Source organism: Methanobrevibacter acididurans (genome assembly GCF_046197875.1).
In the GTDB taxonomy this organism is placed as follows: Archaea; Methanobacteriota; Methanobacteria; order Methanobacteriales; family Methanobacteriaceae; genus Methanobrevibacter_A; species Methanobrevibacter_A acididurans.
Window position 1 is genome coordinate 661,274 of record NZ_CP166991.1, and the last position, 20,233, is coordinate 681,506.

Below are 20,233 nucleotides of genomic sequence, written 5' to 3' on the forward strand. Positions count from 1 at the left end.
TCTATAAATTAATATTTATAAAAAACTAAGAACTAATAAAAAAAAGTATTTGATAATTTGTGAGTATAAAAAAAAGTTTTTAAAATAAGGAAAAAAATTTGGAGAATTTAAATTTAATTTATAAATCTCCATTTACTTTTCGCTCTTCAAGTAATTTAAGACCTAAATCTCCAAGTTTATACTTTTGAATTTTTCCACTAGTAGTTAATGGGAATTCTTCTACAAAGAATACATATTTAGGAACCTTAAATCTTGCAATATTACCTATACAAAAGTCTCTTATATCAGCTTCTGTTAAGTCATCACAATTATCTTCTTTAATTATGAATGCACCTACGATTTCCCCATATTTTTCATCAGGTATTCCTGCTACTTGTGCATCTTGGATACATGGATGAGTGAATAAGTATTCTTCAATTTCACGAGGGTAAATATTTTCCCCTCCACGTATAATCATATCTTTAATACGTCCAACAATACTATAATATCCATCTTCATCTTCCACAGCTAAATCTCCACTGTGTAACCATCCATCAGGTTCAATGGTTTCAGCAGTTTTCTCAGGCATGTTATAGTATCCTTTCATCACATTGAATCCTTTACACATTATTTCCCCTTTTTCTCCTTGAGGTAATTCTTCACCAGTTTCAGGATCTACAATTTTAACCTCAATGTTTGGGAATTTTCTACCTACAGTGTTAACTTTCTTTTCAAAAGTATCTTCTGCACATGTTTGTGTGAATCCTGGTGCTGCTTCAGTTAATCCATAAACACTTGTGATTTCTTTCATGTTCATTTTATCTATTACAGCTTTCATTGCTTCTTTTGGACATGTGGAACCTGCCATAATACCTGTTCTTAAACTAGTTAAGTCGAACATATCAAACATAGGATGGTTTAATTCTGCAATGAACATTGTTGGAACTCCATAAACACTAGTACATTTTTCTTTTTGGATACTAGATAAAGTGAGTAATGGGTTGAATTCTTCTAACATTACAAGTGTTGAACCATGAGTGATTACTGACATTACTCCAAGAACTGTTCCAAAACAGTGGAATAATGGTACAATTAAACATAAACGATCTTTATTAGTATAGTTCATGTTTTCCCCAATATAAAATCCATCGTTTACAATATTTCTACTTGTTAACATTACTCCTTTAGGGAATCCTTCTGTACCACTAGTATATTGCATCATGATTACATCATTCTGATCCACATTAGCTTTTGCATCAGTTAATTCTTTATCTGCAACATTTTGACCTAATAAAAGTAATTCATTAGTATTGTACATTCCCCGGTGTTTTCTTTGTCCAATATAGATTATATCTTTTAAATGTGGATATTTTTTACTGTGAAGATTTCCTCTTGCTTGTGTTTTTAATTCTGGTACTAGTTCATACATTATGTTAAAGTAAGATGTGTCACGGAATCCATCAGTCATAGCTATTGCTTTCATGTCTGATTGTTCTAATACATAATCTACTTCATGTTTTTGGTAAGCAGTATTCATTGTTACAAGTACTGCACCAATTTTTGCTGTTGCAAACATGAATGTTATCCATTCAGGCACATTTTTTGCCCATATTCCAACATGATCTCCTTTTCCAACTCCAATTCCAAGTAATCCTTTTGCTAGATTATCTGCTCTTTCATCGAATTCTTTGTATGTGAAACGTAGTCCTCTGTCTGGGTAAACTAAAAATTCATGGTCTGGTTGTTTTTTTACCATGTCTTCAAAGAATGCTCCTAGACTTTTTTCTGTGAATAATTCTGAAATTTTAAACACCACCATTATATATTATTTTTTTTATTTTTCTTTAAAAAGCAATCATTTGCTATTTCATCTTCACTAATTAAGTGTTCTCTAAGTTTCTCTTTAATCTCTTCTGGTATGGGTTCTTTGTGTTGTGCCATAAAATCAAAGTTAACTACTACACTTTTTCCTTTAGCTTTTAATTCTCCATCTTGCCATGCTTCATGGCCTGTAACAAAAGATGTGTTTCCAATATGTAATATGTAAGTTTTTATAAGTACATCTTTACCATAAACGGTTTTTCCAACAAAATCGTTTTCTGTACGCAACATTATAAGTTTCCATTTTTCATAATGTAGGTCTAAATCCGGTGTGAAAAATCTGAATACATCATTTCTCCCAACTTCAAACCAGTTACCTATCACTGTGTTGTTTACACAACGCATTGCATCAATGTCCCCGAATTGTGGTTGAACTATAGTTTCAAACATTTTTATTTCACCTTCATACTTGGTATGTGTTTTCCGATTTCTTCTTCACTTATTAAGTGTTTATTAAGTTTTTCTTTTATGTCCTCAGGTATTGGCATTTGTTCATTGTTTATCCAATCATAGTATACAAGAATTGATTTTCCAACTGCTTTTAATTCTCCATTTTGCCATGCTTCTTCCCCTGTGGTAAATGAGGTTTCACCAACTCTTAAAATATATGATAAGATTGTTACATCTTTTCCAAAGAATGTTTGTCCAACAAAGTTTGCTTCATTGTGTACAAGTATTAATTTCCAGTCTTCATCTTCTAAGCTTAAATTTGGTGTGAAAAATTTAAATATTTCATTTCTAGCAAGTTCAAACCAGTCTACCATTTTATTATTGTTTACATGTTTTAAACCATCTATATCTCCAAAACGGGGAGTTACTGTTATTTCAAACATTTTTATGTTCTCCCATTTTATTTTAATCTTTTGGAGTGTAGAGTACTGCTAATATTTGTGATTTTTCTTTATGATAACTGTGAAGGTGGTGTGGTACGATTCCATCGTAGTATGCACTATCACCTTTGTTTAGTATACTTGTTTCTTTTCCATATTCTAATTCTATGTCCCCATTTAAAACATATATAAATTCTTCACCTTCATGGCTAGATAATTCATAGTTTTCTTCTTTAGATTCAACATCTATTATGAATGGTTCCATATGTCTGTCTACTTTTCCTGCTGCTAATGCATGGAATTCTAAATCTGAACTATTTGTTACATTTTCTCTTCCACTGAAGTATACGGTATGATCACTTTTTCCCCCTCTTACTATTATTGGATCTTCTTCAGGGGTGTCATCAAGGAATGTTCCGAGTCTTACTCCTAATGCACGAGATATTTTAGTTAGTGGTGTGAGTGATGGTATCACATCTCCTTTTTCTATAGCTTTTACTATAGGGAGGCTTACTCCACTATCTTCTGCTAGTTGTTTGATTTCCATGTCTTGGGTTTCTCTCATCTGTTTTACTTTAAATCCTATACTATTTTTTTCAGGCATTTTTTCTACCATCCTATTATGAAAAATTTTTTTAATATTAAGTTGTTATTTTTTTTTTTTGGAAGTTTTTAAAAATATTTTAAACTAGTAAAATTCTTGTAGTTTAATTTTTATTAAAATTAGTAAATTAATTATAAAAAAAATCTTAATCTTAATTTTTTTTATTATAATAATAATTATTATATTATATTAATTATTTTTATGATTATTTTTTCTGAAAGTTTTTGATAAAATTATTTATTTTTTATTTGTTTGGTTTCTATTTCTCTTTCAGATAAATTATTTTTTTTTGTAGGTGTGAAATTACTATTATATTGTAGTTAATTTACTTGAATATCTGTTGGGTACAGACTATTGGTTATTATGTTCCCTGTGTATTGAGCAGCGATGCTGCTCAAACCTAATGTTAACAAACCTATGGATAATAATTTTATTGTATCTCCTTTTGTTATTGAATTCAAGTTTGTTCACCTATATTAATTGTTTTGTATTTAAAATAGTTTTTATATATATTTTTTGTATAATTTTCTATTATACATTTTTAATATTGAATTTTTTATCATTTAAAGTTTGTTATTGTTTGAACATTTTTTTACTATTTTTTTTAGTGTTTTCCCTATTTTTAAATATTTTTTTATTTTTTATTTTTTTCAGATCATTATTTTAGTGTTGTGCCGGTAATTTTTTCAAATTTTTTCCGGTTTGCATGTTTTTTTAAGATTCATATTTTTTTAATTTTTTTCCTATTTTTTTATCTTAAATTTTTATTTATAATGTATTTTATTTTTATTTCTATTTTTATTGGTTTTATGTTTTTATTTTATCTTTTTAGTTTTGTTTTTTTGTTTTTTTTATTTTTTATCTTTTTAATGTTGGTTTTGGATTCTTATTTTTTTACCAAAACATTTAAATACTCTTGTAAACAACATTATTATGTCGGAAGGTGGTTTCCGTATTCCGGCAAAAAATATTTTTTGAATAAACATCCATTTTTAAGAAATGATTCTTAATTCAAAAAGAATATGATAAATATTTTAAGAATAATCAAAAACCATTTCAAAAAAAATTCATAATTTTATAAGCTAAAAAAAAATTTCTAATTATCATTTAATTTAAAAAGTTTGTTTATTCAAAAAAAAATTTTAATAAAAAAATAACGGAAAACCTCACAAAAAAAATTAATTTAAAATCAAAAATAATATTTACAGAAGAGAGAAGATTTATATGTCAGCAATCGCAGCATTAAGTTCAGGTGATACAGCATGGATAATAGTAGCATCTATTCTAGTATTACTCATGAGTATACCTGGAGCCGCATTTTTTTATGGCGGACTAGCTAAAAAGAAAAACGTATTAAACACAATGTTTTTAACACTCATAGCATTTGCAATAATTGCATTAATATGGGTAACTTATGGATATTCATTTGCCTTTGGTTCAACAATTAATGGAATCATAGGAGCACCTGCAAACCTATTTATGTCAGGAATTTCTCCAGATGCATTAAATGGATCAATACCAACAATGCTTTATATAGTGTTCCAATTAACATTTGCAGCATTAACAGGAGCATTAATATCAGGTGCAGTAGTAGGAAGAATGAAAACATCTTCATGGATAGTATTTATTATCGCATGGGCAACACTTGTATACCTACCAATATGTCATTGGGTATGGGGTGGAGGATGGTTAATGAACCTCGGAGCTCTTGATTTCGCAGGAGGTACAGTAGTTCATATTAACTGTGGTCTATCCGCATTAGCACTTATCTTAGTATTAGGTGCACGTAAAGAAAAAACATTATTACCTCATAACTTAACAACATCCATACTTGGTGCAGCATTCCTATTCTTTGGATGGTTAGGATTCAATGGAGGATCTGCATTAACAGCTGGAGGATTAGCTTCCAGTGCAATACTTGTAAGTATAGTAGCAGCATGTGCAGCACTCATCATGTGGTGTATTATTGATGCTATAAAAGTTGGAAAACCAACAGTATTAGGTGCAATAACAGGACTCATAGCAGGACTTGTAGCAATCACTCCTGCAGCAGGATTTGTTGATGTTCCAGCAGCAATTATAATTGGTCTTGGAGCTTCATTAGTTTCATACTTCGCAGTATACTACATTAAAGAAAGACTTGGATACGATGATGCATTAGATGTATTTGGTGTACACGGATGTTCCGGTATATTTGGATCAATCGTAACAGGTATATTCGCATCCCCATTCATTAACTCCGCAGCATCAGGATTATTATATGGAAATCCAGGACAAGTAGGAATACAATTACTTGCAACTGCAGTCTCAATAGTATGGGCATTTGGTGTAAGTTATATCATTGCTAAAGTAATCGATAAAACAATGGGTCTAAGAGTAGAAGAATCAGTTGAAGTAGAAGGATTAGATACCAATCTTCACGAAGAATCCGGATACAACTTATAAGATCAAAAACAATATATTATTAATGGAGTCATGATAACTTGAAAAGAATAATAGCAGTAATTCGTGAAGCAAAATTAGAAGATGTAAAAAAAGCCTTAATAAGAATAGGGTGTGATGGAATGAACATCTCCGAAATTAGAGGAAGAGGACGACAATTAGGAATAAAAGAATCATACAGAGGTTCAAACTATTGTATAGATTTAATCCCAAAAACACGTGTAGAACTAATTGTCAAAGACGAAGATGTTGAAGAAGTTAGTCAAGTAGTAATAGATGCTGCAAGAACTGGTGATGTTGGAGATGGTAAAATTTTCATCTCACCAATTGATGAAGTCATAAGAATAAGAACAGGTGAAAGAGGAGACGATGCAGTATAATGCATCTAATCCAAATCCCACCTTCTTTCTCCTTTTTTTAAAATTACTAAATATAATAAATTAATAAATAACTTTTTTTTTTAAACTTCAGGTAAACAATAAGCCATGAAAGCAACTAAAATCATATAAACTAAATAAATTATACCTGCCCAAATATTACTTGTAAAACTAAGAACTATCCAAAAAACAAAAGTAATAATTAAAAAATAGATTCCAATATGATCATGTTGCATAACATGACCTAAACCGGGCATAATCAAACTAATTATTCCTGCAAAAACACTTTCAACCATTATAAATAATTTCCTTATTAAACTTATAATTAATAAAACTTTAAAATCATAAGTATTTAACTCTTATTATTTATGAAATTTAAAACTATCATTTTAATATAATAAAAAGATGAATTTTGTAGAAATAGTATCAAAAAATATTTCGTGTTTATAAAAAATTAGTATTTTAAGGGGTTAATAAGGGGAAATTAATAAATAAAAATTTTCCCCAAAATTTAAATTTTTAATTTTATTCACTCATTTTGTAAGTATCATATGCAAAGTAAATACAATATATTAATACTATGATTGCTAATATGCTGTATACAATACTACCTTTAGTGGAGAACATAATTGCACCGAGTATAAGATAAATGATGAATATTATAATATTTTTTTTAGTTTCTCCACCTTGTATTAATTCTCCAATACCTGGTAAGAAAAATGAGATTATTGTAGCTAAATATTTATTTACCATAATTTTCACCTCCATAAAAATGTTTATTAATATTTTATTATTATACTTAAGATATATTAATACTTTTTGTTTTTTTTTTATTTGTTTTTTTTTTATAATTAAATCTTATTTTTAAAGTATTGTAATTTTAAGTATTGTTTTAATCTTTAGATTAATAATTAAAGAAACATTTTTTTTAGAAATTTATTTTTTTGTCTAATTTTTTATTATTTTTTTTATTTAAGTTTAAAAAGATTAATTATTTTTGGGAAATTTATATTAAAAATAAGATATATAATTATATTTAATATGATTATTTTAAGAAAAAGTAAAAATGCTTGGAAAATGTATCCTATAGGTTCTCCTAAAGGGGCTTTAAACACTAGAAGGGAACCTGAATTTGTAGGAACACTTAAATTTCACTATGATGAAGCAGGTTTTAACTTAAACAAATATATTAAGAAAACTGAAAACGAGGATAAATTATATCCTCCCTCTGATGCTATAAATTTCTTGCGCTCACAAGCAGTATTTCTAGCTAGTCATGATGAGGATATAGAAGAATTTTTAACCAGTTCTAATATAAAAGTAAGACATACTAAAGTTTGTCCCCACTGTATATATGAAGGGTTTGTAACAATCATTAGTAAAGATTATAGTTACTCTTATCATGATCAAAGAATTTGTAAAACTTGTGCTGAAGAAACTATTAAAAGAGAAATGAAACTTCGAAGATATGATAAGCATGTTTCTAAAAATTTTAGTCGAGTTTTGCAGAAAACTGGAAGTTTAGATACTGTACTTGAAATGTTATCTCCAAAGTTTGATCCTTTAAAACATAATAATTTAACACTTTTTGATAAGATTAAAGTGAATGATAATAAGTTTCCTGAAATCAAGATGAGTAGATTAAAAGTTCCTAAACCATTTAAAAAAGTATTAACTAGGGATCCTGATGCAAAACTTTTACCTGTGCAATTACTTGCTATACGTGAAGGTGTGATGCGTGATGAGGATATGCTTGTTGTTTCTGCTACTGGTAGTGGTAAAACTTTAATTGGTGAACTTGCAGGTATTCCTAAGGCTTTAAATGGTAAGAAGTTTCTTTTTTTAACACCTCTTGTTGCACTTGCTAATCAGAAGTATCGTGATTTTAAAAAGAAATATGAACCTTTAGGTTTAAAAGTTGCAATTAAAGTTGGACAAAATCGTATACATGCTAAAAATGAATTAAGCTTACCAGATTCTAATATTACTAATTCTGATATTATTGTTGGTACTTATGAAGGTTTAGATTTCATGTTACGTAGTGGTAAGAAGGATTTACTAACTAATCTTGGAGTAGTGCTTATTGATGAAATTCACACAATTTCAGATCCTGATAGAGGTTTAAGATTAAATGGTTTAATTAATCGTATACGTAATCTGTTCCCCAAAACTCAGTTGATTGGTTTAAGTGCTACTGTTCGTAATCCTAAAGTTTTAGCTGATGCTTTTAATATGAAACTTGTGGAATATGATCAACGTCCTGTACCTTTAGAGCGACATCTTGTTTTTGTTAGAAATGAGGTTCAAAAACGTTTAATTATGAAGAAACTTGTACAAAAGGAATATCATAGTAAGAGTAGTAAAGGTTTTAAAGGTCAAACTATTATTTTCACTAATTCTCGTCGTAAAACTCATAAAATTGCGAATTTTTTAAGTAATAAAGGAATTAATGCTAGTGCTTATCATGCAGGTTTATCTTATTATAAGAAGGAACGTATTGAGAAAAATTTTGGTAAAGGTAAGATTGCTGCTGTTGTAACTACTGCCGCTTTAGCTGCTGGTGTGGATTTCCCTGCCAGTCAAGTTATTTTTGAATCTTTACTTATGGGTAATAAATGGATTAGTCCTAATGAATTTAGTCAAATGCTTGGAAGAGCAGGACGTCCTAGTTATCATGATCGAGGTATGATTTATTTATTACCTGAAATTGATAATGAATTTGACAATATATCTGAGGAAGTTACTGCTTTAAATTTACTTGAAAGTGATGTTGAAGATGTTCATGTTAATTATACTGAATCAGGTACTTTAGAAGAGATTTTAGCTGATGTTAGTAGTGAGTCTTTAACTAATATTCAAATGATACATGATTTTTACTCTAAAAAACCAATTCCTATAGAACTAGATATAGGGGTAAATGAATTAATAGATAATAAAATGTTAAACCTTGATTATAATAAAAATGTTAACTCTTCAAAGTATGGTCGAGCAGTAAGTATGAGTTTTTTATCACCGGAAGATGGAGAATATGTGAAGAATTCACTTAAACGTGGAGATTACTTAAACCAATTTATAAACAAACCTTACATGCAAAAACGTATTACAAAAATTTCATCAAAAAAACAAACAACACATAAAAGTTTAGAATCACAAAAAAATAAAAAAAATAAAAATAAGAACAAAAAAACTAAAAAAAATAATTATAAACACTTAGATAAAAATAATCCAGAATTAAAAATAGAAAACATTGCAATGGATTTAGAATTATTTGAAAACGCTTACCTCTCTCCAGTAATACATAAACAAATATCAAACAGTATGAAAATGAATTTTTCAACAAGATTATTCAGCGAATCCACTTTAGATATTATATCCTCTGGGGATGTTCTAGCTAAAGTAGATAAAAAATTTCAAGAAGCATTACTTCGTTTACAAATAGATTTCTTACGTTGTAAATGTAAAGATCGTCCATTTTGTGATTGCTTACAAAGAGGAGTTACTATGATAATTTTAGAGCAACGTTTAAAACATAAAGATCCTAATGATATTAGTCGTAAACTCTATAATGAGTACCAAATACAAGCTTATCCTGGAGATATTTATAGTTGGTTAGATACTTTTGTCCGTAACTTAGATGCTATTAAACGCATAAGTAAAGCATTTGATAATAAGAAAATGGTTAAAGCTTGTAATAATTTAATTAAAGTTATAGAAAAAGGATAAAAAAAGATTTCATTGCTTTTCAAGGAATTTTTCACCAAGACTAATTATTCGTATTTGATTTTGTAATTTGCTTTTAATAGACTCTAAAAGTTTAACATCTAATAAAGCTATAATGTATTTCACATCTTCCACATACTCTTTTTTAATTATTCTTAAGTTATGGTTTCTAATTTCATTATCCACATTCTTTATAATAGTGTAAGAAAATATTAATTGAACTGTTTGGTATTTTTCCATTTCAACTATTTCTGCGGTTTCTAAAGTGTTTTGCACACTTTTACTATATGCTCTAACAAGTCCTCCAGCACCTAATTTTATTCCACCAAAATATCTAGTTACTATTGCTGTGATGTTTTGAAGATTATTTTTCTTTAAAATATTAAGCATAGGTCTTCCAGCAGTTCCACTAGGTTCACCATTATCATCATAACCTTCACCATCTTCTACAATATAAGCAGTGCAATTATGGGTTGCATCTTTAAATTCCTCAGATATTTGTTTAATTATTTCTTTGGCTTGTTTTTCATTAGTTGAAGGTATTAATCTACAGATGAATTCTGATTTTTTAATGTTTAATTCATTAATATATGTTTGTTTAATGGTTTTCATAAAAAAGTAGTCACCAAAATTTAATTATAGTTTTTTCTGTTTTTTTTAATATTTTAATATTATTCTTTAAAAACTATTTTTTTTAAGAGATCCATATTTAATAATTAAAAGAAGTAAGTAGTATTTTAAAAAAGATTTTTTAAATTGAAAATTATAAATTTTCTTTTTTTATAGTAATAAAAACATTTTTACACCAATGATTATGAAAACAACACCAGCGATTCTTGATATTAATTCATGATAGCTTTGGAAGTATCCTCCAAAATAATTTCCAACACATAATACTATTACAGTTAAAACGATATCAACAGCTAAAATCATCCAAAATGGAACACCATTTGCTCCAGATAAAGTACCAATTAATAAATTATCTAATTCTGCAGCACCAATAAGTGCTATAAGTTCTACTAACATTTTTTATCAATCCTTTTATTATATTGATTTGGTTTTTAAAAATTCTATTATATTATAATGTTTTATTCCTTTTTGTGAAAAATCAGTTTCATCTGCACTTATTACGAATTTTGGATAATTATTTTCAATTTTTAATAATTCTCCAAATTCTCTTTTTTCATCATTTTCACAGGTTAAATAATCTGTAATTTGGAAGTAAATTTTTTCATCATTTTTAATGCAAATAAAGTCTATTTCTTTATCTCTTAGTTTACCTATTGTAATACTATAGCCACGTCTTAACATTTCCATATAAACTATGTTTTCTAAGATTTGACTTAAACATTCTGTGTTATTTAAACATAATGCTTGTCTGAATCCGTGGTCTGTTAGGTAAAATTTTTCATTAGTTTTTAGGACTTTATCTTCTATTAAATCTTCTCTTTTTACTTTGTGTATGAAGTATGCTTCTTCACAGTAAGTTAAGTAATTATAAACTGTTTCGTGACTAATTTTTAGGCCTTGTTTTTTGAAATATTTTGAAATACTATTTGCTGAGAATGGGAAACCAATGTTTAATGTGATGAATCTTATTAATTGATCTAGGATCATAGTACTTTTTATGGGATTTTTTTGAACTACTTCTTTGAAAATTATGGAATTATATAAATCTTCTAAATAAGTGAGTTTTAAATCTTCATTTAAATTAGAAACGTATGGTATTCCTCCAGATATTAAGTATTCTTCAAATATTAATTTTTCATTGTATTTTTCTTTTTTTTCTTTTTTTGATTCTATTATTTCTTTAAAATTTAAGGGATAGATTTTTATTATCTTATAATCTTGTTTTAATCTTTGTAATTTTTCGTTTAATTTGTGTTTATTGCTGATTGTGAGGTAAATATCAGTGTTGGTGTTTTGTAATTTATTTATACTTTCATTCCAGTTTTCTACATTTTGGATTTCATAAAAGAATATGTATTGTTTTTCTTTTGTAATTTTTTTTTCTAGTATTTTGTCTAGTTGGGTATTATTTTTGATTTTGTGGTATGTTCCATTTTCAAAATTAATTTCTGTAATGTTTTCTTTTTTGGTTTGTCTTTTTTTTAATTCTTCTATTGTATTTTTTAGTATTTTTGTTTTACCTGCTCTTTTTATTCCGGCTAGTATTTTTATACAGTTTTGGTCTATTAGTTCTTTGATTTGATTCGTGTATATTTCTCTTTCTATTGTCATTTTTTTCACTTTTGACTATTTTTTTAGTCACGTTTTTTTGTTTGTCTTCATAATATATAAAAGTTTTGCGTCTACAACTGCAAAAAATATGCAATTACTAAATTTTTATACTGTACATACAAAATTTAGTAAATTTTTAATTTTTACTCTAAAACTAAAAAATACACTCAAAAAAAATGAGTATTTAAAAAAAATTTAGATTAACTAATAAATTTACTGTTAAATTATAAATTTAAAATTATTAAAAAAATAAAAATCAGAAAAACAAGTTTTTAATATTTGGGGCCAAATTTATATTTAATAATAAACATACATATACAAAGAATTATATTAACAAAAATTTTATTGAAGGATGGTGAAAAAATAAATGGCAAATAAAGCAGCAACAGCATTAGTATTTTTTGTAATTGCAATAATAGCATTCGGTTTAAGTGCCTGCTGTGCAATGGCAACATATGGTGCATTTCAAACATCATCAATCACAGGATCTGATAATGGTGATACAGGTAGTGTAAGTTCTGATTATTCAGTAAGTGATGGGGATTCAAATACTCAATCTTCTAATAATAATCAAGATATCTTAACAAATGTTAAAGATACTGTAAAATCATTACTCGGAATGGATACAAGCAATGAAACCCAATATAGTGAAGACTCCTCTATAAGTAATGGTTATTAAATCTCCCGTTTTAATTATATGGGAGATTCACAATTTTATTCTACTTTTTTTTAAAAAAATTTTAAATTAATGGTTCAGGTATTCTAGGATTATCTTTTTTAGGCTTAACTCCACCAATTTTATCTAATCTCAATTTTAAAAATTCAGCACCCTTTGGAGTTATAGCATAAATAGGTACAGATTCACCTACTTTATAAACATTATTTTCTTCACAAATCTCCCAAACATATTTAGAAGCACAAGCAGTTATAATTTCACAATTACTTATTAATTCACTTGCATCTTTCTTGCTTAAACCTGTGGTGTGAACACCAAAAATGTAAATATTAACATCAGGATTAGAATCTTTTAATTTCTGGATTTCATTTAAACCATCACAACCTGCAAAAGTTACAACAATATTTTTAAAACCTCTATTTATTGCAAGTTTCACACCTTCAACTTGATTAATTGTAGTATTCTTGGGATCTGCTACATTTTCAATACCTATTTTTTCTATTATTTCAGGTATAGGGCTTGTTTTTATAAGTCCAGATACTCTTCCACCTACTCCTTGAACAATTTCAGGATTATCTAATATTACGGTTCCACAACCTTCACAGACCATTACGGCACAATCTATAATATTTTCTTCAATTAATGATGATGTTATTTCAGAGATTCCGAATGTTAAGAAGTCTTTCATTCTGATTTCACGTTCTGCTGTGCACATACCAAAATCTTTTATACGAAATTCAATGTTTTCTTTTATTTTATCTTTAGTAAGTTTTTCAATATTTCTATGTTTATGAAATAGTGGGCAGTAATCTATTTTTGGTTCACCAATGTTTACAATTTTCCCATCTTTAATCACTATTTTAGATTTACCTAATGCTTCAATAATGTGTTCATCCATTTTATCACTATTAAAATATTTAGATTTAAATCTTATATATGTTTTTTCCTATTTTTTTTAAGTTATTAAAGTTTTTAGATTCATTTTTATAATTTTTTTCAGTGTATTTAAAATTTGTATGTTTTTTCCTATTTTTTTCAGTGTATTTAAAAAAGTTTATATGGAATATTCTATTTATATATAATATAATTGGAAACAATTTTTTAAAAAATTTATAAAAAGGTTTTAAAAATGTATACATTAAAAAGAGATTCTTATTTAAATAAAATTAAACCATTAATTGATAAAGATATCATAAAAGTTTTAACTGGTATACGTCGTTGCGGAAAATCTGTAATGCTAAAATTAATAATGGAAGAATTAGAAAACAAGGGAATATTAAAATCTAATATAATTTATTTAAATTTTGACTCATCCAAATTTCAAAACATAAAAACTAATGAAGAATTAAACAATTATATTACAAAAATTTTAGAAAATAAAAAAAATAAAGTTTATCTTTTTTTTGATGAAATACAAAATGTAGATGGATGGGAAAGAAGCATTAATGGTTTTATGTTAGATTTTAAATGTGATATTTATATTACAGGTTCAAATAGTAAATTATTAAGTGGGGAATTAAGTACTTATCTTACAGGAAGATATATTGAAATCCCAATTTATCCATTTAGTTTTAAGGAAATATCACAATATTATCAAGAAAATAATAAGAAAAAAAGTAATTGGGAAATATTTAATGAATATATTGCATATGGAGGATTACCTATTCTCTTAACATTAGATGAAGATAATAAATTAATGTACTTAGAAGATTTATATAATGCAATACTCTTAAAAGATGTAGTAACTAAGTATAATGTTAAAAATCCAAAGGTTTTAAACAATTTAATGCATTATATAAGTTTAAATATTGGACATACATTTTCGGGTTATAGTATTTCTAAATATTTCAAAAATCAAGGAATCAATGTAAGTCCAAATACATTATACAATTATTTAAGTTATTGTGAAAATGCATGTTTGATACATAAAGTAAAAAGAGAAGATTTAGTAAGTAAAAAAGTTTTGAAATCTAAAGAAAAATATTACTTAACTGATCATGGTTTTCGTCAAGCATTATGTTTATGTAATAATAGAGATTTAAGTCAAGTTTTTGAAAACATTGTTTATAATGAAATGTTAAGATTAGGTTATAAGGTAACCATTGGTGAGATAAAAAATAAAGAAATAGATTTGATTTGTAAAAAACATGATCAAAAAGTTTATATTCAAGTAACTTACTTATTAGATAGTAAAAAAACAAAAGAAAGAGAATTTGGTGAATTATTAAAAATTAATGATAATTTCCCAAAGATTGTTATAAGTGCAGATCAATTTGACTTCTCACAAGATGGTATAAAACATTATAATATCATTGATTTTTTAAAAGAATATTAAGTAATTTTTATTATAAAAATTTAATACTTTTTTTTTAGAAGTCACTTAATTTTTCTATATCAAATAGGACACTGCTTACGCATAAGTTTATTAATTGTTCCCCATATACCTTATCCACGTATACACCGTTTTCTTCCACGTCTCGTGCACCTGATTCAATACCCGGATCATCTAATCTTGCTTGTTTAAATTGTGATAATCCTACTTCTCCATAAATATTAGTATCTGCTTGGTTTTTTATTTGCTTTTCATCAAGTATTCCTAGTACTTTACCCATACTTAGTTCTCCTGATGCAGCATGGGGTCCTTCGTTTTCTACAATACTATTATTTACTTGTATTGTTACTCCTGATTTTTCTTCTATAAAATCTAAGTATTGGTATATGGGTATGTTTCCACCGTGACCATTTACTATTATGCATCGATCAATTTTTAGGTATTGTTTTGCAGATTTTAATGTTTTTGTTATTTCGTAAGCTACATCTTTTAGTTCGTAGTGTACACCATGATGTATTGTTGGTAATTCATATGCAGGGAATACTACACCTAAAAATCTGCATCCACTATTTAAACTTGCAATGAGTGATACGTAGGAAGCTATTTTTGCATCAGTGTCTATTGGTAATGATGGGCCGTGGTTTTCAAGGTGTGATCCTAATGCTAGTACTCCTACTTTATGAACTCTTGTGTTTTTTATGTTTCCTGCTTCTAGTCTTAGTTTCACCATTTTATATTAATCCTCCCAAATTTTATTATAATTCGAATTCCCAGATATCGTCGCCTATGTAATGTAATGTTTTTATTGCTTTTCCTGTATCATTTTCTTCCATTTCAGGACCAGTTATTAAACTTTCTCCCATTACTAATGGTTTGTGATGGTTTTCATCCACTACTAACACCACATCTCCTTTTTCTATTGTAGAGTCTGCTTGTGTTATTCCTGGACTCATTACATCTGCCCCGTTTGTCATGAATTTAACTGCTCCCATATCTACTACTACGGTTTTTGAATTTAAATCTTCGTAGAGTGCTGCTTTTAGTGTTGGGTATGGTTTGTTGTTAATCATTATGATGTATGGTTTACCATTTACAAGAACGAAATCGTTTGGGTCTACTTCTAGTAATTCTACACTATCTTTGTTGTTTATTAGTGTACCGTATTCTCCTAATTGTTTTTTGATTTCTTTAATCTTTTTTTTCTTTAAGAAGTATCGTTTTTTGACTTTCAAATTATTCCACCATTTAATTCTTTATTATTTTTATTATTTTGTTGTTTATATGATTAATAATTTATTATACTTAAGGCTAAACCTTTATATACTTTATTGGACTATATTATATTATTGTTGTAATTAAGATTAAATCATTAAAATAAGTATTTTATTTTTAAATTAATTTAATAATTTGTTTAAAATGGGCTTTATTTTTTTGCTTTGTTTTAATTATTAAATTACAGAAAAAAATTATTAATTTGTAGTTTTTATTTATTTGGATACTGTTAAATATTTTTTTAATAGTTACCTTTAAATAGGAAGCTAACATATTTATTATAGTATAGGTGATAATCATGAGCGGACAACAAAATGTTCAAAGACCACTTGACGCATTAGGTCAAGCATTAAACTCTCCAGTATTGATCAAACTCAAAGGAGATCGTGAATTCAGAGGTACATTAAAAAGTTTTGATTTACATATGAATCTTGTACTTAATGATGCTGAAGAATTAGAAAATGGAGATGTTGCAAGAAGATTAGGTACTGTCCTCATTCGAGGAGATAATATAGTATATATCTCACCTTAGATAGTCTTTTTTCTTGATTAATTACATATATATGCGTAATATTTTTGGGAATGTTTTATTTTATTAAAATATTTCTTTTATTAAAATTTTTATTCAATTATTTTAATTTAATTAGTAAAAAATATTTATTTTTTTAGATTATATTTTTTCTTTTTCTAGTTAATTATTTGTTGAATTATATAATTTTTATTTAAATCTTATAAGATATTTCACTAATAGATAATAAGTTTGAAGGGAGGAATTTGCAGTGAAAGGAACACCTAGTATGGGTAAGAAGAATAAGAAAACCCATATTCGTTGTAGAAGATGTGGTAGAAACACTTACCATGTTCGTAAGAAAGTTTGTGCTTCTTGTGGTTTCGGTAAATCTAAGAAGATGCGAAGTTACAATTGGCAAAATAAAAAACCTGTTACTGGTCAAAGATTAGTTTAAATGGGTTTTTACTTATTTATTTTTTCTTTTTTTTATACTATTTTAGTAATACTTTTTTATGTATTATTATTAACTACTTTTTTTTTAAAAAAATTATATTAATCCATAAAAACAAAAAAATAAACATACTCCATAAACCTTAAAAGAAATGAAAAACTCACACATTCTAAATTTAATAAAATAAGTATAGAAAGAAACACATATATTCCAATTCAACTTATACTAAAAAAAATGAAACCTGAAAACAATATATTCCAAAGAATCCAAGAAGGACAAGAAATCAAACAAACCGATCCAGAAATCCAAAATCTTTACAAAACATTCGATGAAACATTAAAAACAGTACAAAAAATAAACACTACAATACTAAGTAAAGATGAAATAAGAAAAATACTAAGTAAACAATTCGGTTATAAAATACACGAATCAGTATACATAATACCTCCTATATACTTAGACTATGGTCATAATATAAAACTTGGAAAAAACATTTTCATAAACCATTCCTGCAGCCTACTAGACCAAGGAGGAATAACAATAGATGATAATGTAATCATAGCGCCAAAAGTAAATTTAATAACCACAAATCATAAAATAAAACCAGAAGAAAGAACTACATTAATTTCTAAACCTATACATATTAAAGAAAACGTATGGATTGGTACTAATGCTACAATATTGCCAGGTGTTACAATTGGAAAAAATAGTATAATAGCTGCAGGAGCAGTAGTTTCAAAAGATGTTAAAGATAATGTAATTGTAGCTGGAGTGCCTGGAAAAATAATTAAAAAAATTTAAAAATCTTCTACTTTTAAACTTAAATTATTAATAATATCATTAATTAATTTTTTATCTTTACCAGTTTTATCAAGAATTAAACTAGTTAATTTTTCAGCTTCATCCTGTTTATAGTTAGCATTTAATTCTTCACCAATACTATCCCATAAATCTACAGCCCAATTCTTTTTACCATCATAAACTTGATCAACTAAAGTTAATTTCCCATCATGTAATCTGATTAAACGAATATCTTGTTTAGGTTTAGATTTCCTACCTTCTTTATTACAATCAAGATATAATCCATTTTTCATTTCTTCTTTATAGTCTCCAGCTTTAACAAAATCTCCAGTAATACTGTAACCATTCATTACACTTTTATCTAATCCTTCAACAGTTTTTAACCATCCTCCACATCTACGAAAATCAATACTAGGATCAAGTTCTGTAATTTCTTCACACCAATTTAATATCATTTTTATCTATCCTCTTTTTTTCAATCATTATTTTTTTTTAATTGTTATAATCATAAAATTAAGGGATATATTAAGAAAAATATTTTCATGATTTTAGTTTATGCTTACTTTAAAATTATGTTTGTATAAATCAATAGTACTCAAAAAATGTGTATGTTTTGTTTTACTATTATTTTACATTCATATTTTAATTTTAAGCATTTAAATCATCTATTAATCTGTAAATATTTTTTTATCCCTTTAATTTAAATAAACACCTATATTAAAAAGGTTAATCTAATTAAATTTAATTTTTATTATAGATTTTTCCTTTTTATTTTGGTTAAGTAATAATTTAATAATTAGTTTATAAATGACTTATCCGAGAGCAAATGAAAAGTAAAAAAAGGTTTTGATTTGAAAAATTTGGAAAATAATTAAATACAAAAACGAATAAAATATTTATTAGCTTTAAAATTACTTTATTTTTTTGTGATTTGAATGAACGAATTATTAAATAAATTTAACATTAAAACAAACAACTTAGATATATATGAAACAGCTTTCACACATTCCTCTTATGCGGTGAAACAGGAATTACCCTTAGATTATGAAAGATTAGAATTTTTAGGAGATTCTATATTAAACATGATCGTATCAGACATTTTATTTAAAATGCACCCTAATTTTGGTGAAGGAAAACTAACAAAAATTCGGGCAAATTATGTATGCCAACAAGCATTAATCTTTTACTCACATAAATTTGGTTTAGATCAATATGTTAAATTAGATTTTGAAGACAGTTACTTAACAAAAAACGAGGTATTAAGTATAACAGCAGATGTTTTTGAATCTTTCTTAGGAGCAATATATTTAGATCAAGGATTTGATACAGTAAAAAAATTTTTAATCGAAACCATTTATCCTTATATAAAACAAAAATTAATCTTTTTTTATGATTATAAATCTTCTATTAAAGAATATGGGGATGCAAATGAAGTAAAAGTCGATTATGAATTATTAGAAGAAAAAGGATTACCTCATAATAAAACATTTAAAATGTGCATTTTAATAGATGGAGAACAGTACGGAACTGGAGTAGGTAAAAATAAGAAAGATGCAGAACAATTAGCTGCTAAAGAAGCAATAAGTAAATTAAACATAGAAAGTAAATAATGCATATTTTAGGATAGTAAATGATTTTTTTTAATTATTATTCACTGTTTTTATAATTTATTTATTAATTTTTATGAATATTTGAAAAATTTAAATATAAATTAATTTTCTATTTTTTTTTGAGTGATTTTTATGGTTGAATTAAATAAAGATAGTATTTTAGAAAGTTTTAATGAAATGGAACAAGAATTACGTTTATATCCTATAGAAGAGGGTTTAGAAGATGATATTATAAGTGTTATTAAAGGTAAAGAATTATCTTCTAATGAAATGTTTGATTTAGATTCTAGAATTGAAGAATTTTTTTATGGTGCTGGTTTGAAGTGTCGTAAAGAAACTTATTTTTTTGATAATGGTTTTGAATTTTATGTTACTGAATTAGAAATTGATTTACGTAAATTGGTTCATATTCGTGATAGTTTCCCTAAATTTGATCGTGTTAGTGTTACTACTGATATGGATCAGGGTTTTTCTACTTTAGCTGTTAAATTTAAATTATAAAATAT

General features: G+C 26.5%; 24 protein-coding genes. 10 read left to right on the forward strand and 14 right to left on the reverse strand.

The window, feature by feature from the left end; genetic code table 11:
• Positions 1–118 precede the first annotated feature (118 nt).
• From ACA135_RS03385 to ACA135_RS03405, 5 genes are all read right to left on the reverse strand, one after another.
• Positions 119–1,798 carry an AMP-binding protein gene (locus tag ACA135_RS03385; protein ID WP_409198893.1) on the reverse strand — a complete coding sequence of 560 codons (1,680 nt, stop codon included), beginning with the start codon at positions 1,796–1,798 and terminating at the stop codon, positions 119–121.
• Positions 1,798–2,250, reverse strand: a complete 453-nt coding sequence (locus tag ACA135_RS03390; RefSeq protein ID WP_409198894.1) for an acyl-CoA thioesterase — start codon at positions 2,248–2,250, stop codon at positions 1,798–1,800. Before ACA135_RS03390 ends, ACA135_RS03385 begins: the two co-directional genes overlap by 1 nt.
• Positions 2,251–2,252: 2 nt before the next feature.
• Entirely contained in the window at positions 2,253–2,693 is a 441-nt protein-coding gene (locus ACA135_RS03395; RefSeq protein WP_409198895.1) for an acyl-CoA thioesterase, read from the reverse strand.
• Between the two features lie 22 nt (positions 2,694–2,715).
• Positions 2,716–3,294: a helix-turn-helix domain-containing protein gene (locus ACA135_RS03400; protein WP_409198896.1), complete on the reverse strand. Its 579-nt coding sequence runs from the start codon at positions 3,292–3,294 to the stop codon at positions 2,716–2,718.
• A gap of 320 nt (positions 3,295–3,614) precedes the next feature.
• Positions 3,615–3,755 carry a hypothetical protein gene (locus ACA135_RS03405; RefSeq protein ID WP_409198897.1) on the reverse strand — a complete coding sequence of 47 codons (141 nt, stop codon included), beginning with the start codon at positions 3,753–3,755 and terminating at the stop codon, positions 3,615–3,617.
• Between the two features lie 763 nt (positions 3,756–4,518).
• Here ACA135_RS03405 and ACA135_RS03410 point away from each other — a divergent pair.
• Entirely contained in the window at positions 4,519–5,739 is a 1,221-nt protein-coding gene (locus tag ACA135_RS03410; RefSeq protein WP_409198898.1) for an ammonium transporter, read from the forward strand.
• 38 nt (positions 5,740–5,777) lie between these two features.
• Positions 5,778–6,116: a P-II family nitrogen regulator gene (locus tag ACA135_RS03415; protein WP_409198899.1), complete on the forward strand. Its 339-nt coding sequence runs from the start codon at positions 5,778–5,780 to the stop codon at positions 6,114–6,116.
• Between the two features lie 80 nt (positions 6,117–6,196).
• Here ACA135_RS03415 and ACA135_RS03420 read toward each other — a convergent pair whose 3' ends face one another.
• Both ACA135_RS03420 and ACA135_RS03425 read right to left on the reverse strand, forming a co-directional pair.
• On the reverse strand, positions 6,197–6,409 hold the full coding sequence (locus tag ACA135_RS03420) for a hypothetical protein (protein ID WP_409198900.1): 213 nt from the start codon (positions 6,407–6,409) through the stop codon (positions 6,197–6,199).
• A gap of 229 nt (positions 6,410–6,638) precedes the next feature.
• Positions 6,639–6,866: a hypothetical protein gene (locus ACA135_RS03425; RefSeq protein ID WP_409198901.1), complete on the reverse strand. Its 228-nt coding sequence runs from the start codon at positions 6,864–6,866 to the stop codon at positions 6,639–6,641.
• A gap of 288 nt (positions 6,867–7,154) precedes the next feature.
• Between ACA135_RS03425 and ACA135_RS03430 the strand changes: the two genes are divergently transcribed.
• Positions 7,155–9,836, forward strand: a complete 2,682-nt coding sequence (locus tag ACA135_RS03430; RefSeq protein ID WP_409198902.1) for a DUF5814 domain-containing protein — start codon at positions 7,155–7,157, stop codon at positions 9,834–9,836.
• A gap of 9 nt (positions 9,837–9,845) precedes the next feature.
• On the opposite strand, the gene ACA135_RS03435 is transcribed toward ACA135_RS03430, so the two are convergent.
• The 3 genes from ACA135_RS03435 to ACA135_RS03445 form a co-directional block, all read right to left on the reverse strand.
• Complete coding sequence (locus tag ACA135_RS03435) at positions 9,846–10,445, reverse strand: YigZ family protein (RefSeq protein WP_409198903.1); 600 nt, start codon at positions 10,443–10,445, stop codon at positions 9,846–9,848.
• 168 nt (positions 10,446–10,613) lie between these two features.
• Positions 10,614–10,859: a hypothetical protein gene (locus ACA135_RS03440; RefSeq protein ID WP_409198904.1), complete on the reverse strand. Its 246-nt coding sequence runs from the start codon at positions 10,857–10,859 to the stop codon at positions 10,614–10,616.
• Between the two features lie 18 nt (positions 10,860–10,877).
• Positions 10,878–12,074 carry an ATP-binding protein gene (locus tag ACA135_RS03445; protein ID WP_409198905.1) on the reverse strand — a complete coding sequence of 399 codons (1,197 nt, stop codon included), beginning with the start codon at positions 12,072–12,074 and terminating at the stop codon, positions 10,878–10,880.
• A 367-nt stretch (positions 12,075–12,441) separates the two neighbouring features.
• On the opposite strand from ACA135_RS03445, the gene ACA135_RS03450 reads away from it, so the two are divergent.
• Positions 12,442–12,753, forward strand: coding sequence for a hypothetical protein (locus tag ACA135_RS03450; RefSeq protein ID WP_409198906.1), 312 nt, complete (start codon positions 12,442–12,444; stop codon positions 12,751–12,753).
• A 61-nt stretch (positions 12,754–12,814) separates the two neighbouring features.
• On the opposite strand, the gene ACA135_RS03455 is transcribed toward ACA135_RS03450, so the two are convergent.
• Positions 12,815–13,648 carry a methanogenesis marker 8 protein gene (locus ACA135_RS03455; protein WP_409198907.1) on the reverse strand — a complete coding sequence of 278 codons (834 nt, stop codon included), beginning with the start codon at positions 13,646–13,648 and terminating at the stop codon, positions 12,815–12,817.
• A 231-nt stretch (positions 13,649–13,879) separates the two neighbouring features.
• Between ACA135_RS03455 and ACA135_RS03460 the strand changes: the two genes are divergently transcribed.
• Positions 13,880–15,085, forward strand: a complete 1,206-nt coding sequence (locus tag ACA135_RS03460; protein ID WP_409198908.1) for an ATP-binding protein — start codon at positions 13,880–13,882, stop codon at positions 15,083–15,085.
• A 34-nt stretch (positions 15,086–15,119) separates the two neighbouring features.
• Here the strand turns inward: ACA135_RS03460 and arfB are convergent, their stop codons facing one another.
• Together arfB and ACA135_RS03470 are read right to left on the reverse strand one after the other, a co-directional pair.
• Positions 15,120–15,812 (reverse strand): 2-amino-5-formylamino-6-ribosylaminopyrimidin-4(3H)-one 5'-monophosphate deformylase, encoded by a 693-nt coding sequence (gene arfB, locus ACA135_RS03465; protein ID WP_409198909.1) that lies wholly within the window; start codon positions 15,810–15,812, stop codon positions 15,120–15,122.
• 25 nt (positions 15,813–15,837) lie between these two features.
• The gene (locus tag ACA135_RS03470; RefSeq protein WP_409198910.1) at positions 15,838–16,314 is read right to left on the reverse strand and encodes an RNA-binding protein; all 477 of its coding nucleotides are present in this window, start codon (positions 16,312–16,314) and stop codon (positions 15,838–15,840) included.
• Positions 16,315–16,652: 338 nt separating this feature from the next.
• Between ACA135_RS03470 and ACA135_RS03475 the strand changes: the two genes are divergently transcribed.
• The 3 genes from ACA135_RS03475 to ACA135_RS03485 all read left to right on the forward strand — a co-directional run bounded on the left by ACA135_RS03475 (position 16,653) and on the right by ACA135_RS03485 (position 18,117).
• Positions 16,653–16,886 carry an LSm family protein gene (locus tag ACA135_RS03475; protein ID WP_409198911.1) on the forward strand — a complete coding sequence of 78 codons (234 nt, stop codon included), beginning with the start codon at positions 16,653–16,655 and terminating at the stop codon, positions 16,884–16,886.
• A gap of 247 nt (positions 16,887–17,133) precedes the next feature.
• Positions 17,134–17,319 carry a 50S ribosomal protein L37e gene (locus tag ACA135_RS03480; protein ID WP_409198912.1) on the forward strand — a complete coding sequence of 62 codons (186 nt, stop codon included), beginning with the start codon at positions 17,134–17,136 and terminating at the stop codon, positions 17,317–17,319.
• Between the two features lie 231 nt (positions 17,320–17,550).
• Complete coding sequence (locus ACA135_RS03485) at positions 17,551–18,117, forward strand: sugar O-acetyltransferase (protein ID WP_409198913.1); 567 nt, start codon at positions 17,551–17,553, stop codon at positions 18,115–18,117.
• Here the strand turns inward: ACA135_RS03485 and ACA135_RS03490 are convergent.
• Entirely contained in the window at positions 18,114–18,572 is a 459-nt protein-coding gene (locus ACA135_RS03490) for a hypothetical protein (protein ID WP_409198914.1), read from the reverse strand. The genes ACA135_RS03485 and ACA135_RS03490 overlap by 4 nt on opposite strands.
• 480 nt (positions 18,573–19,052) lie before the next feature.
• On the opposite strand from ACA135_RS03490, the gene rnc reads away from it, so the two are divergent.
• The gene (gene rnc, locus ACA135_RS03495; RefSeq protein WP_409198915.1) at positions 19,053–19,727 is read left to right on the forward strand and encodes a ribonuclease III; all 675 of its coding nucleotides are present in this window, start codon (positions 19,053–19,055) and stop codon (positions 19,725–19,727) included.
• 132 nt (positions 19,728–19,859) lie between these two features.
• Positions 19,860–20,228 (forward strand): hypothetical protein, encoded by a 369-nt coding sequence (locus tag ACA135_RS03500; RefSeq protein WP_409198916.1) that lies wholly within the window; start codon positions 19,860–19,862, stop codon positions 20,226–20,228.
• The last annotated feature ends 5 nt before the right edge of the window (positions 20,229–20,233 follow it).

Excerpts from the sequence above, each read along its gene's own strand:
- ACA135_RS03425 (WP_409198901.1), bottom strand. The coding sequence starts at position 6,866 with ATGGTAAATAAATATTTAGCTACAATAATCTCATTTTTCTTACCAGGT.
- ACA135_RS03450 (WP_409198906.1), top strand. The coding sequence starts at position 12,442 with ATGGCAAATAAAGCAGCAACAGCATTAGTATTTTTTGTAATTGCAATA.
- ACA135_RS03385 (WP_409198893.1), bottom strand. The coding sequence starts at position 1,798 with ATGGTGGTGTTTAAAATTTCAGAATTATTCACAGAAAAAAGTCTAGGA.
- ACA135_RS03390 (WP_409198894.1), bottom strand. The coding sequence starts at position 2,250 with ATGTTTGAAACTATAGTTCAACCACAATTCGGGGACATTGATGCAATG.
- ACA135_RS03395 (WP_409198895.1), bottom strand. The coding sequence starts at position 2,693 with ATGTTTGAAATAACAGTAACTCCCCGTTTTGGAGATATAGATGGTTTA.
- ACA135_RS03490 (WP_409198914.1), bottom strand. The coding sequence starts at position 18,572 with ATGATATTAAATTGGTGTGAAGAAATTACAGAACTTGATCCTAGTATT.
- ACA135_RS03420 (WP_409198900.1), bottom strand. The coding sequence starts at position 6,409 with ATGGTTGAAAGTGTTTTTGCAGGAATAATTAGTTTGATTATGCCCGGT.
- ACA135_RS03475 (WP_409198911.1), top strand. The coding sequence starts at position 16,653 with ATGAGCGGACAACAAAATGTTCAAAGACCACTTGACGCATTAGGTCAA.
- rnc (WP_409198915.1), top strand. The coding sequence starts at position 19,053 with ATGAACGAATTATTAAATAAATTTAACATTAAAACAAACAACTTAGAT.
- ACA135_RS03455 (WP_409198907.1), bottom strand. The coding sequence starts at position 13,648 with ATGGATGAACACATTATTGAAGCATTAGGTAAATCTAAAATAGTGATT.
- arfB (WP_409198909.1), bottom strand. The coding sequence starts at position 15,812 with ATGGTGAAACTAAGACTAGAAGCAGGAAACATAAAAAACACAAGAGTT.
- ACA135_RS03460 (WP_409198908.1), top strand. The coding sequence starts at position 13,880 with ATGTATACATTAAAAAGAGATTCTTATTTAAATAAAATTAAACCATTA.
- ACA135_RS03500 (WP_409198916.1), top strand. The coding sequence starts at position 19,860 with ATGGTTGAATTAAATAAAGATAGTATTTTAGAAAGTTTTAATGAAATG.
- ACA135_RS03430 (WP_409198902.1), top strand. The coding sequence starts at position 7,155 with ATGATTATTTTAAGAAAAAGTAAAAATGCTTGGAAAATGTATCCTATA.
- ACA135_RS03445 (WP_409198905.1), bottom strand. The coding sequence starts at position 12,074 with ATGACAATAGAAAGAGAAATATACACGAATCAAATCAAAGAACTAATA.
- ACA135_RS03435 (WP_409198903.1), bottom strand. The coding sequence starts at position 10,445 with ATGAAAACCATTAAACAAACATATATTAATGAATTAAACATTAAAAAA.
- ACA135_RS03440 (WP_409198904.1), bottom strand. The coding sequence starts at position 10,859 with ATGTTAGTAGAACTTATAGCACTTATTGGTGCTGCAGAATTAGATAAT.
- ACA135_RS03410 (WP_409198898.1), top strand. The coding sequence starts at position 4,519 with ATGTCAGCAATCGCAGCATTAAGTTCAGGTGATACAGCATGGATAATA.
- ACA135_RS03400 (WP_409198896.1), bottom strand. The coding sequence starts at position 3,294 with ATGCCTGAAAAAAATAGTATAGGATTTAAAGTAAAACAGATGAGAGAA.
- ACA135_RS03485 (WP_409198913.1), top strand. The coding sequence starts at position 17,551 with ATGAAACCTGAAAACAATATATTCCAAAGAATCCAAGAAGGACAAGAA.